Below are 11,808 nucleotides of genomic sequence, written 5' to 3' on the forward strand. Positions count from 1 at the left end.
GCTGCAAGAGTCAAGCAGATCTTGCGTAAGACAGCCGCGCGGAACTCGGAACGACTGCGGTGGAGCCACGCACCACCAGCTCCGGCCGGAACAGGTACTCCGAGTGCGGGGCGCCGTGCCCGTTGATCTCGTCGACCAGGGCCCGGACGGCGGCGACCGCCATCGCGATGACCGGCTGCCGCATGGTGGTCAGCGGCGGGTCGGTGAAGGCCATCAGCGGTGAGTCGTCGTAGCCGACCACGGAGAGATCGCCGGGCACGCTGAGGCCACGTTGGCGGGCCGCCCGGACCGCTCCGAGAGCCATCAGGTCGGAGCCGCAGACGACGCCGGTGACACCACGGTCGAGCAGTCGACCGGCCGCCGCCTCGCCACCCTCCACACCGAACAACGACAGCTCGGCCAGGGGGCCCAGATCCGATTCGGCTACACCGGCCAGGCGCGTCATCGCCGAGCGCCAACCGGCCACCTTGCGCTGCACGGGAACGAACCGGTCCGGGCCGGTGATCAGGCCGATCCGCCGGTGCCCGAGCGCGACCAGGTGGGCGACGGCCAGCTCGGCCGCCTCCCGGTCGTCGCAGGAGACGAAGGGCGCGCCGATGCCCGGTACGTACCCGTTGATCATCACGACCGGCAAGGGTCGGGCGAGCAGTGCCCGGTAGCGGTCGTGGTTTGCGGCGGTGTCGGCGTGCAGGCCGGAGACGAAGGCGATCCCGGAGACCTGCCGGTCCAGCAGCATCTCCACGTACTCGTCCTCGGTCACCCCGCCGGCGCTCTGGGTGCAGAGCACCGGCGTGAAACCGCTCTGTGCCAGGGTCGACTCGATGACCTGGGCGAAGGCGGGGAAGATCGGGTTGTCCAGCTCCGGCACCACCAGGCCGACCAGCCCGGCGCTGCGTTTGCGCAGTCGGGCCGGGCGCTCGTAGCCGAGCACGTCGAGGGCGGTCAGGACGGCCTGCCGGGTCTCCGGGGCCACGCCGGGGCGGTCGTTGAGCACCCGCGACACCGTGGCCTCGCTCACTTCGGCCTGCTGGGCGATGTCGGACAGTCGAGCGCGCATGGCGGCACTTTAGCCCACCGGCAAGTTCTTGCGGGGTCCTTTGCAAGCGCTTCCATTACTTGCAACCTCTTGCTAACGTGCCCGCAACATGCGAGAGCAGCGGCGCAGCATCCCTGCGCCGGATGGCAAGAACTTCCAGAGGTTCCCACTGGCGGGCCGCCCTTCCCCCGGCGGACCCGCCATGACGACAGGAGTACCGATGCGCATCCGTACCGCGGGTGTGGTCGCCCTCTTCGCCCTGGCGCTCGCCGCCTCCGGCTGTGGCGGCGACAGCGACGAGCCGGCCGCGAAGGAAACCCCCAAGGCCGCCGGCGGCAAACTGGTGATCTGGGCGGACGACAAGCGCACCGCCGCCCTCAAGCCGTTCGCCGAGAAGTTCGGTCAGGAGAACGGCGTCACCGTCGAGGTCCAGGCCGTCAGCAAGGACCTGCAGACCAACTTCGTCACCGCCTCCCAGCAGGGCAGTGGCCCGGACGTGGTGGTTGGCGCGCACGACTGGATCGGCAACCTCGTGCAGAACGGCGCCATCGACCCCGTGCAGCTCGCCGCCGAGCAGAAGAGCGCGTTCAACGAGACCGCCGTCAAGGCCGTCACCTTCAACGGGCAGCTCTACGGCGTGCCGTACGCGCAGGAGAACCTGGCGCTGATCCGCAACACCGAGCTGGCCCCCGAGGCGCCGAAGACCATCGAGGACCTGGTCGCCTCCGGCAAGAAGCTCAAGGCGGCGAAGAAGGCCACCGAGACGCTCTGCCTCCAGGTCGGCCAGAACGGCGACGCGTACCACATCTACCCGCTCTACAGCTCCGCCGGCGGTTACCTCTTCGGCACCGCAGCCAACGGGGACTACGACCCGAAGGACCTGGGCGTGGGCAAGCCCGAGTCAATCGAGGCCTTCAAGAAGATCGGCGCGCTGGGCGAGAAGGGCGAGGGTGTGCTCAAGCGCTCCATCTCGGACACCAACTCGATCGCCACGTTCACCGGCAAGAAGTGCGCGTACCTGGTCTCCGGCCCGTGGGCGGTGGCCGACGTCAAGAAGGCCAACATTTCCTACGACATCTCGGCCATCCCCGGCTTCGCCGGCGGCAAGGAGGCCCAGCCGTTCGTGGGTGTGCAGGCGTTCTACGTCGCCGCCAAGGGCAAGAACAAGGCGCTGGCCCAGGAGTTCGTGGCCAACTACACCACCACGCCCGAGCTGGCCGTCGCGCTCTACAACGCCGAGCCCCGGCCGCCGGCGCTGACCGCCGCCCTCGACCAGGTCAAGGGCAACGACCCGGATCTGGCCAAGTTCCAGGAGGCCGGTAAGAACGGTCAGGTCCTCCCGGCCATCCCGGCGATGGCCGCGATCTGGGACCCGTTCGGCAAGGCTCAGGCCGCCGTCATCGGCGGGGCCGACCCGACCAGCACCATCACCACCGCCGGCAAGACCATTTCCGGCCAGATCAAGTAATGAGTACGCCGCTGTCCGGCCCGGAGTCCGCCACGCGGACTCCGGGCCGGGAGCCCGCCGGCTCCCCACCCCCGCGCCCACGTGCCTCGCGCTCGCGCGACGACGCCCCGATCACAGTGGCCGGGCTCGCCGGCAAGGTGCTCCTTCTCGGTCTGACCGCCGGCATCGCGGTCTGGGCGGCCTTCCCGCTCATCGCCGCCGAGATGTGGACCGGCCTCGCCCTGCTGGCGGCGTCCACGGTCGGGCTGTTCTACCTGTACCTCACCCGCCGGCACGTCCCGGCCAAGTACCTGGTCCCGGGCACCCTGTTCCTGATCGCCTTCCAGGTCTTCCCGGTGCTCTACACCGCCAGCACCGCCTTCACGAACTTCGGGGACGGGCACCGGGGCAGCAAGGACGACGCGGTCGTCGCGATCCAGACCTCGTCGGTCACCCAGGTGCCGGGGTCCGCCGAATACGCCCTGTCGATCGCCACCAAGGGCGACCCGGCCACCGGTCCGCTGGTCTTCCTGGTCACCGACCCCGGCACCGGCGCGGTCTCCGTCGGCGACACCGGAGGGCTCCGCCAACTCGACGCCGCCGACGTCACGGTCGCCACGGGCGGCAAGGTCACCGCCGCCGACGGCTACACAGTGCTGACCTTCGGCCAGGCCAGCGCCCGCAGCAAGGAGATCACCGACCTGGTGGTCCCGACCGCCGGTGGCGCGGTGCGCTCCAGCGGCCTGTCCCGGGCGTACGAGGGCAAGGCGGTGCGGGCGTACGAGGCTGGCTGCGACTGCGTACGGGACACCGAGACCGGGCGGACCTGGACCGCCGACGAGGAGGCGGGCGCCTTCGTCGCCGCCGACGGCGAGCGGCTGGCCCAGGGCTGGAAGGTCAACGTCGGGCTGAACAACTTCACCCGGGTGCTCACCGACGAGAACATCTCCGGGCCGTTCCTCGGCACCCTGGTCTGGAACTTCGCCTTCGCCATCGGCTCCACCGGTGGGACGTTCCTGCTCGGCACGCTGATCGCGCTCGTCCTGCACTCGCCCCGGATGCGCGGCACCAACTTCTACCGGGTGCTGCTGGTCCTGCCGTACGCCATGCCGTCGTTCGCGATGCTGCTCGCCTGGCGGGACATGTTCAACGCCGACTTCGGCCTGATCAACAGTCTGTTCGGCCTGGACGTTGACTGGTTCGGTCAGGAGTGGACTGCCCGCTTCGCCGTCATCCTCGTGCAGCTCTGGCTCGGCTACCCGTACATGTTCCTGGTCGCCACCGGTGCCTTGCAGGCCATCCCGCGTGAGCTCACCGAGGCCACCTCGGTCGACGGGGCGTCGCCCTGGCAGTCCTTCCGCGCGGTCACCCTGCCGCTGCTCCTGGTCGCGCTGTCGCCGCTGCTGATCTCGTCGTTCGCGTTCAACTTCAACAACTTCAACGCGATCTACCTGACCACCGAGGGTGCGCCCTTCCCGGCCGACAACCCTGCCAACGGCGCGACCGACCTGCTGATCACGTACACCTACCGGCTCGCCTTCGGCGGGCAGGGCGCGCAGTTCGGCTTCGCCGCCGCGATCTCGCTGTTCATCTTCGCCATCGTCGCGGTGGTCTCCGCGATCAGCTTCCGCCGGACCCGCAAGCAGGAGGAGGTGTACGGGTGACAACGGTCAACCACATCCGAACCGGTCGGCGGCGTGGCCGCTGGTTGGCCGAGGTCGGCTGGCGGCACGTCGTCGCCGTGCTCGCCGTGCTGTTCAGCCTGTTCCCGATCCTGTTCGTGCTGTCCGCCGCGCTCAACCCGCTCGGCACGCTGTCCACCACCGAGCTGGTGCCCACCGGCGGGGTGTCGCTGGACAACTTCGGCGGGCTGTTCGATCGCACCGCCTTCGGACGGTGGTTCCTCAACTCGTTGCTGATCGCCGGGGTGGCGTCGTTCGCGTCGGTGTTCCTGTCCGCGCTGGCCGCGTACGCCTTCTCGCGGATGCGGTTCCGCGGCCGCCGGGTCGGGCTGCTCTCACTACTGCTGATCCAGATGTTCCCGCAGTTCCTGGCGATCGTGGCGATCTACCTGATCTTCGGCACGATCACCGACCTGTGGCCGTCGATCGGCTTCAACACCCCGTGGGGCCTGCTGCTGCTCTACCTGGGTGGGGCGCTCGGGGTGAACACCTGGCTGATGAAGGGCTTCTTCGACACGCTGCCGCGCGAGCTGGACGAGTCGGCGACCATGGACGGCGCGTCGCACGCCCAGGTCTTCTTCCGGATCATGCTGCCGCTGGTGGCGCCGATCCTGGCGGTGGCCGGGCTGTTGGCCTTCATCGGCACCATCAACGAGTTTCTGATGGCCAACGTGTTCCTCACCAGCAGCGACTCCAAGACCCTCGCAGTCGGGATGTACGGCCTGGTGCAGGGCAACCAGAGCAACAACAACTTCGGGATCTTCGCGGCCGGCACCCTGCTCACCGCCATCCCCACCGTGCTGGTCTTCCAGCTTCTCCAGCGCTACATCGTCTCCGGCCTGACCGCCGGCGCGGTCAAGGGCTGACCGTGCCGCGGCCGGAGTCGACGCGCCGACCGCCAGACCCCCTACTACAAACCGTCGTTGATAAGAGAGGATGGGCGGCGTGGAAGCGCTGCGACTAATCCTCCTCTACGTCCATCTGATCGGCTTCGCCCTGCTGCTCGGCGGATCGATCGCCCAATACATCAGCGGAAGGCTGCGGATCAACCCGGCCATGCTCTGGGGGGCGGTGATCCAGTTGTTGACCGGGCTCGGCCTGTCCGCCCCGCTACGCGACGGGGACGAGCCGGCGCCCGCGAAGCTTGTGACAAAGTTGGTGATCGCGCTGCTGATCTTTGTCATGGTCTTCTTCTCCCGGAAGCGGGACGCGGTGAACCGGGGTCATTTCCTGGCGATCGTCGGCCTGACCCTGGTCAACGCGGCGGTCGCGGTCTTTTGGCGGTAACGTCCGGGGAGGGGGCCGCCCCCGGGAAAACGGACGTTTCGGACGGCACGTCGCTTGCTTACCAGCACGAAGAGTGACGTGCCCCACGCAAGGGTTACACCCGGGTAACAGGCGCTCAACAGTCGTGCACGATTGTCGGCCGGTGGGTGGGCGCGGGCGTACGCTCCCGTCCGTAACGTGGGACAGCCGGCGGCACACCGCAGGTCGGCTGATGGGCTGCCACCGCACTAGGCGCGGTGTGCAATGGGAAGGAGACGTCTTGCGCTCGGTGCGTGGGATGCGGATCGCCTCGATCGTCGCGGCAGGTGGGCTCGTGCTCACCGCCGCCGCTTGTGGCGAGGCCCCCGATGATGACAACAACGCCGGCAGTGGCGGCAAGAAGTTCAGCGCCTGCATGGTGACCGACGTCGGTGGCATCGACGACAAGTCGTTCAACACCTCGGCCTGGAAGGGTCTCGAGGAGGCCAAGGCCGCCAACAGCAACATCGAGACCAAGTTCGTGGCGTCGAAGGCCGAGGCCGACTACGAGCCGAACCTGACGCAGTACGTCAACCAGAAGTGCGACTTCATCCTGGCGGTCGGTGGTCTGATGGCCAACGCCACCTCGAAGATCGCCAAGGCCAACCCGAACCAGGCGTTCGGCATCGTCGACGCCAACCCGGGTGACGCCAACGTCTACCCGATGCAGTTCGACACCGCGCAGGCCGCGTTCCAGGCCGGTTACCTGGCCGCCGGGATGAGCAAGTCCGGCAAGGTGGGCGCGTACGGCGGCCTGCCGATCCCGCCGGTGACCATCTTCATGGATGGCTTCGTCGACGGCGTGGCGTACTACAACAAGACCAAGGGCAAGAACGTCCAGGCGCTGGGTTGGAACAAGGAGACCCAGAAGGGCTCCTTCACCAACGACTTCGCCAAGCAGGACGAGGGCAAGAAGGTCTCCGACGCGCTGGTCGCCCAGGGTGCGGACATCATCATGCCGGTCGCCGGTGGCGCAGGCCTCGGCACCACCGCCGCGGCCAAGGCCTCGGGTGGCAAGTACAGCACCATCTGGGTGGACGTCGACGGCTGCGAGAGCACCCCGGACTGCTCGGCCATCATCACCACGGTGGTCAAGAACATCCCGGAGGCCGTCAAGGAGGCCGTGCTCAAGGCCGCCGGTGGCGAGAAGCTGCAGGCCAACCCGGGCTTCGTGGGCACCCTGGCCAACACCGGCGTCTCGATCGCCCCGTACCACGACTTCGACAGCAAGGTTCCGGCCGAGCTGAAGGCCGAGGTCGACAAGATCAAGGCGGACATCGCCGCCGGCACCATCACCGTCACCTCGAAGGCCCAGCCGACCAAGTGACAACCGCCCGGCTCCTCCGGTGAGATCATCGGGGAGGTAGGCGGGGGACAGGTACGACCGATCGGCCGCTTCGGCCCTGCGGGTGACCGTGGGGTCGGAGCGGCCGATCGCGCACCACGTCAACCGGGCCGCTCCGGCCAGGTTGACGGCAGCTAGGCTGCACCATCGCTCGCACTCCAGGAGGTTGCGCTGAGACTCGAACTGCGCGGCATCACCAAGCGGTTCGGTGATCTGGTCGCCAACGACCACATCGACCTGACGGTGGAGCCTGGAGAGATTCATGCCCTGCTCGGCGAGAACGGCGCGGGCAAGTCGACCCTGATGAACGTGCTCTACGGGCTCTACCAGCCCGACGAGGGCGAGATCCTGGTCGACGGCAAGCCGTTGAAGCTGAAGGGCCCGTCCGACGCGATCGGTGCCGGGATCGGCATGGTGCACCAGCACTTCATGCTGGTGCCGGTCTTCACCGTCGCCGAAAACATCATGCTCGGCGCCGAACAGGTCCGGGGCGGCATCGCCGGTTTCCTGGACCGCCGACGTGCCCGGCGCGAGGTCACCGAGGTGTCCGAGCGCTACAACCTGCGGGTCGACCCGGACGCGGTGGTCGAGGACCTGCCGGTCGGCATCCAGCAGCGAGTCGAGATCGTCAAGGCGCTCACGCGCGACGTCGACCTGCTCATCCTGGACGAGCCGACCGCCGTGCTCACCCCGCAGGAGACCGAGGAACTGCTGACGGTCATGCGGTCGCTCAAGGCGGCCGGCAAGTCGATCGTCTTCATCACCCACAAACTGGGCGAGGTCAAGGCCATCGCCGACCGGATCACGGTGATCCGACGCGGCAAGACCGTGGGCACCGCCTCGCCGGACGCCAGTCGGGACGAGCTGGCCGCGATGATGGTCGGGCGCAACGTCCGACTCACCGTGGACAAGGGCCCGGCCACTCCCGGTGAGCCGGTGCTGGAGGTGACCGGGCTGGTCGTCGACGACGACCGGCAGATCCGCGCGGTGGACGGGGTTGACCTGACCGTGCGCGCGGGCGAGGTGCTCGGCGTGGCGGGCGTACAGGGCAACGGTCAGACCGAGCTGATCGAGGCGATCATGGGCCTGCGGCCGGTGCTCGCCGGCACGGTCAGCCTGGTCGGCGACCGGATCGACGGCTGGAAGCCCAAGAAGGTGCTCCGCGCGGGCGTCGGCTACGTGCCCGAGGACCGCAGCGTGGACGGCCTGGTCAAGGAGTTCAGCGTCGCGGAGAACCTGGTGCTGGACATCTACGACCGGCCGCCGTTCGCTGCCGGGCTCGCGCTCAAGCCGGACGCGATAGCGGCGTCGGCGAAGGAGCGGATCGAGCAGTTCGACGTCCGCACGTCATCGGCCGACGCGTCGGTGGGCACCCTCTCCGGCGGCAACCAGCAGAAGGTGATCGTCGCCCGGGAGCTGTCCCGGCCACTGAAGCTCTTCATCGCGGCCCAGCCGACCCGTGGCGTCGACGTCGGGTCGATCGAGTTCATCCACAGCCAGATCATCCGCGAGCGGGACGTCGGCACCGCCGTCATGGTGGTCTCCAGCGAGCTCGACGAGGTGATCGGGCTGGCCGACCGGATCGCGGTCATGTACCGCGGTCGCATCATCGGCATCGTCGGCCCGGACACCCCGCGTGAGGAGATCGGCCTGCTGATGGCCGGCATCAGCCCGGACGCGGCACACGAGCGCAACACGGACGCCGTGCCCAGCGACGGGCCGGCCACCGACGGGAGCCCGGCGAGCGGCCCGGGTTCCGCGAGCGAGGACGAGGCATGACCAACCCCCCAACCCCGCAGTCCGGCTCGCCGGACAAGGAGCCGGCGAGCGAGGCGCAGGCCGCGCAGAACGCGCTCGGCAACACCGAACGGGCCGAGGTGGCGACCGAGCCGGGCGGCCCGGCGTCCAAGCCGGAGCCGGAGCAGAAGCCGAGTCTGGGCCGGTTGTTCATGGACAACCTCTGGGCGGCCAACACCTTCACGGTGACCCTGCTGTCGCTGGTGCTGGCGATCGTGGTCGGCGCGGTGCTGATGATCGTTTCTGATCCGGCGGTGCTGTCCACGTACTCGTACATCACCTCCCGCCCGTCCGACGCGATCAACTCCAGCTGGACGCTGGTCAGCGAGGCGTACGCGAACCTGTTCAAGGGCTCGGTCTTCGACCCCGAGGCGTTCTCCGGCTGGGTGAACGGCACCGGTAGCTGGCAGGCCGTTCTCGCGCCGATCTCCGAGACGCTCACCTACGCCGCGCCGCTGGTCTTCACCGGTCTGTCGGTGGCGCTGGCCTTCCGCGGCGGCCTGTTCAACATCGGCGCCCAGGGTCAGGCCACCATCGGCGTGATCATGGCGGCCCTGGCCGGCTTCCTGCTGCCCCTGCCGCCCGGCCTGCACCTGCTGGTGGCGGTGCTCGCCGGCGCGCTGGGCGGAGCGATCTGGGGTTTCATCCCCGGCATCCTCAAGGCCCGGGCCGGCGCGCACGAGGTGATCAACACGATCATGCTCAACTACGTCGCCACGTACTTCCTCACCTGGTTGATCGTGCAGAACGGTGTGCAGGACCCGAACCGCACCGACGCGATCAGCAAGGCGGTGGACACCTCCGCCCAACTGCCCCGACTGCTCGGCGACAACCTGCGGGTGCACGCCGGCATCCTGCTCGCCGTGCTGGCCACCTGGGCGGTCGCCTGGCTGCTCAACCGTTCGACGCTCGGCTTCGAGCTGCGGGCGGTCGGCGCCAACCCGGACGCCGCCCGTACCGCCGGCATCAGCGTCACGCGGACGTACATCCTGATCATGGTTTTCGCCGGCATCCTGGCGGGCCTCGGTGGCTCGAACATGGTGCTGGGCTCGACCGCCAGCGCGTTGACCCCGCTGGTGGTCGCGCAGATCGGCTTCGACGGCATCCTGGTCGCGCTGCTCGGGCGGGTGAAGCCCTGGGGAGTGCTGCTGGCCGCGTTGCTGTTCGGGGCGTTGCAGGCCGGCGGCAACCGGATGCAGTCGTACTCCGGGATCTCGCTGGAGCTGGTGACCGTGCTCCAGGCGCTGATCGTCATCTTCATCGCCGCGCCGGCCCTGGTGAAGGCGATCTTCCAGCTCCGGGCCGCGCGCGCCGCCCGGTTGCAGACGAGCCTGGCGAAGGGCTGGTAACTCATGTCCACCATGGCTGTCCCCGACATCGCGGTCGCCCCGGTCGACGAGGGCTTCTGGACCCGTAGCCGCAAGGTCGGCCTCACGCTGCTGGGGCTCGGCCTGCTGGCCGCGGTGCTCTTCGGCGCGCTCGCCACCAACCAGCAGGCCCGGTTCACGCTCAGCGACGACGCGGCCGGTGCCGCGCTGAAGATCAACGGCACGATCGGGGCGATCCTGTTCGGGATCATCGCGATCGCCGCCGGCGCGGCGCTGCTCGCCGGGGTGCCGAAGCGGTGGTTCATCACCGTGCTCGGCATCGGGCTGGTGGGCTTCGTGCTCTCGTTCCTCTGCTGGCAGGTCTCCGCCGCGCCAGCCGGGCAGAACTTCATGCCCCTGGTCAACATCATCCGCGGCACGTTCATCCTGGCCCTGCCGCTGATCTTCGGCGCGCTCGCCGGGGTGCTCTGCGAACGCTCCGGTGTGGTCAACGTGGCCATCGAGGGCCAGCTGCTGATGGGTGCCTTCAGCGGCGCGCTCTTCGGCAGCATCTCCGGCAGCGTCTGGGTGGGTCTGGTCGCCGCAGCCCTCGGCGGCGCGTTCATCTCGCTGCTGCTGGCCGTCTTCGCCATCCGCTACCTGGTCGACCAGGTCGTCATGGGCATCGTGCTGAACCTGCTGGCGGTCGGCGTCACCGGCTTCCTCTACGAGCGGCTGATGCAGACCGACGCGGCGAAATACAACAGCGCGCCCCGCTTCAGCAACTGGGAGATCCCGCTGCTCAAGGACATCCCGGTGCTCGGGCCGGCGCTGTTCCGCGGCAACATCTTCCTCTACCTCGGGCTGCTGCTGGTGCTCGTGATCCACATCGGGCTCTTCCGCACCCGGTGGGGTCTGCGTACCCGCTCGGTCGGTGAGCACCCCATCGCCGCCGACACGCTCGGCGTCAAGGTGCTGCGGGTCCGCTACCGCAACGTGCTGCTGGCCGGCGTCGTCGCCGGCATCGGCGGCGCGTCCTACACGCTGGCGCTCTACTCGTTCACCAAGAACATGATCGGCGGCAAGGGCTTCATCGCACTGGCCGCGCTGATCTTCGGCCGATGGAACCCGACCGGTGCGCTGCTCGCCGCGCTCTTCTTCGGTTTCGCCGACCAGCTCGCCACCTACCTGGGCGCGATCAGCAGCTCGATCCCCAGTCAGTTCCTGGCCATGCTGCCCTACCTGGCCACCATCCTGGCGGTCGCCGGGCTGGTCGGCCGGGTCCGCGCACCGGCCGCCGACGGCAAGCCGTACATCAAGGGCTGACACCCGAGCTGTGCCCGGCGGGACTCCCGTCGGGCACAGCGAGGTCCGCGCCAGTCATCTCACGGGTGCCGTCTCGACACTGAACGCGGGGTACCGTGCCGCGATTGCCGCGAACTCGGACAGGGGCGCATGCCGGTCGACGGGAAGGTGCGGCCGGGCTCCGGGGACCGTCGCCAGATACCGCTTGAGAATCGGCGCACGCTCGTCGACCGGCACCTCGACCAGGCGGCAGACCCGGGCGCGCCCGTGCCGAAGGGTCACCAGGCCGTCAGCCGCACGCACGTTCCGGACCCAGTTGCAGTTCTCGCCCAGCATCGGCACCAGATACCAGTCGCCCTGCCAGTCGGCCATTCCCAGCGGAAACCGGGTGATCTGGCCGGTGCGGCGTCCCACGACCTCCAGTGTCACCCACCGCCTCGGGTGCAGGCCGGCGGCGTACACGGCCGCCCACAGCCGGGCGAACCGGCGGGCCGCAGCATTACCGCGGCCCCCCGCGTACATCCGACGAAGAGTCTCCGCGGACAACGGCCAGCTTCCCAACTTCGCCATCACAGGTCCTCTCG

General features: G+C 68.9%; 10 protein-coding genes. 8 read left to right on the forward strand and 2 right to left on the reverse strand.

Annotation, left to right across the window (positions count from 1 at the left end; genetic code table 11):
* Positions 1–10: 10 nt before the first annotated feature.
* Positions 11–1,057, reverse strand: a complete 1,047-nt coding sequence (locus CLT68_RS10270) for a LacI family DNA-binding transcriptional regulator (RefSeq protein WP_099850406.1) — start codon at positions 1,055–1,057, stop codon at positions 11–13.
* A gap of 199 nt (positions 1,058–1,256) precedes the next feature.
* Here CLT68_RS10270 and CLT68_RS10275 point away from each other — a divergent pair, with 199 nt between their 5' ends.
* The 8 genes from CLT68_RS10275 to CLT68_RS10310 all read left to right on the forward strand — a co-directional run bounded on the left by CLT68_RS10275 (position 1,257) and on the right by CLT68_RS10310 (position 11,245).
* Positions 1,257–2,504, forward strand: coding sequence for a sugar ABC transporter substrate-binding protein (locus tag CLT68_RS10275; RefSeq protein WP_099850408.1), 1,248 nt, complete (start codon positions 1,257–1,259; stop codon positions 2,502–2,504).
* Positions 2,504–4,147 carry an ABC transporter permease subunit gene (locus CLT68_RS10280; protein ID WP_099850410.1) on the forward strand — a complete coding sequence of 548 codons (1,644 nt, stop codon included), beginning with the start codon at positions 2,504–2,506 and terminating at the stop codon, positions 4,145–4,147. Before CLT68_RS10275 ends, CLT68_RS10280 begins: the two co-directional genes overlap by 1 nt.
* A complete protein-coding gene (locus tag CLT68_RS10285) occupies positions 4,144–5,031 on the forward strand; it encodes a sugar ABC transporter permease (protein ID WP_099850412.1) in 888 nt (295 codons plus the stop codon). The genes CLT68_RS10280 and CLT68_RS10285 overlap by 4 nt, the downstream gene beginning before the upstream one ends.
* A gap of 79 nt (positions 5,032–5,110) precedes the next feature.
* The gene (locus CLT68_RS10290) at positions 5,111–5,452 is read left to right on the forward strand and encodes a hypothetical protein (protein ID WP_099857000.1); all 342 of its coding nucleotides are present in this window, start codon (positions 5,111–5,113) and stop codon (positions 5,450–5,452) included.
* 277 nt (positions 5,453–5,729) lie between these two features.
* Positions 5,730–6,797, forward strand: coding sequence for a BMP family lipoprotein (locus CLT68_RS10295; RefSeq protein ID WP_088951443.1), 1,068 nt, complete (start codon positions 5,730–5,732; stop codon positions 6,795–6,797).
* A gap of 249 nt (positions 6,798–7,046) precedes the next feature.
* Positions 7,047–8,594, forward strand: a complete 1,548-nt coding sequence (locus tag CLT68_RS10300) for an ABC transporter ATP-binding protein (RefSeq protein ID WP_486482422.1) — start codon at positions 7,047–7,049, stop codon at positions 8,592–8,594.
* The gene (locus tag CLT68_RS10305) at positions 8,591–9,961 is read left to right on the forward strand and encodes an ABC transporter permease (protein WP_088951444.1); all 1,371 of its coding nucleotides are present in this window, start codon (positions 8,591–8,593) and stop codon (positions 9,959–9,961) included. Before CLT68_RS10300 ends, CLT68_RS10305 begins: the two co-directional genes overlap by 4 nt.
* A 3-nt stretch (positions 9,962–9,964) precedes the next feature.
* Positions 9,965–11,245 (forward strand): ABC transporter permease, encoded by a 1,281-nt coding sequence (locus CLT68_RS10310; protein WP_099850414.1) that lies wholly within the window; start codon positions 9,965–9,967, stop codon positions 11,243–11,245.
* A gap of 54 nt (positions 11,246–11,299) precedes the next feature.
* Here the strand turns inward: CLT68_RS10310 and CLT68_RS10315 are convergent, their stop codons facing one another.
* The gene (locus CLT68_RS10315; RefSeq protein WP_486482130.1) at positions 11,300–11,794 is read right to left on the reverse strand and encodes a nitroreductase/quinone reductase family protein; all 495 of its coding nucleotides are present in this window, start codon (positions 11,792–11,794) and stop codon (positions 11,300–11,302) included.
* Positions 11,795–11,808 lie beyond the last annotated feature (14 nt).

It is taken from the genome of Micromonospora sp. CNZ299 (assembly GCF_002754415.1).

Excerpts from the sequence above, each read along its gene's own strand:
- CLT68_RS10270 (WP_099850406.1), bottom strand. The coding sequence starts at position 1,057 with ATGCGCGCTCGACTGTCCGACATCGCCCAGCAGGCCGAAGTGAGCGAG.
- CLT68_RS10275 (WP_099850408.1), top strand. The coding sequence starts at position 1,257 with ATGCGCATCCGTACCGCGGGTGTGGTCGCCCTCTTCGCCCTGGCGCTC.
- CLT68_RS10280 (WP_099850410.1), top strand. The coding sequence starts at position 2,504 with ATGAGTACGCCGCTGTCCGGCCCGGAGTCCGCCACGCGGACTCCGGGC.
- CLT68_RS10295 (WP_088951443.1), top strand. The coding sequence starts at position 5,730 with ATGCGGATCGCCTCGATCGTCGCGGCAGGTGGGCTCGTGCTCACCGCC.
- CLT68_RS10305 (WP_088951444.1), top strand. The coding sequence starts at position 8,591 with ATGACCAACCCCCCAACCCCGCAGTCCGGCTCGCCGGACAAGGAGCCG.
- CLT68_RS10310 (WP_099850414.1), top strand. The coding sequence starts at position 9,965 with ATGTCCACCATGGCTGTCCCCGACATCGCGGTCGCCCCGGTCGACGAG.
- CLT68_RS10315 (WP_486482130.1), bottom strand. The coding sequence starts at position 11,794 with ATGGCGAAGTTGGGAAGCTGGCCGTTGTCCGCGGAGACTCTTCGTCGG.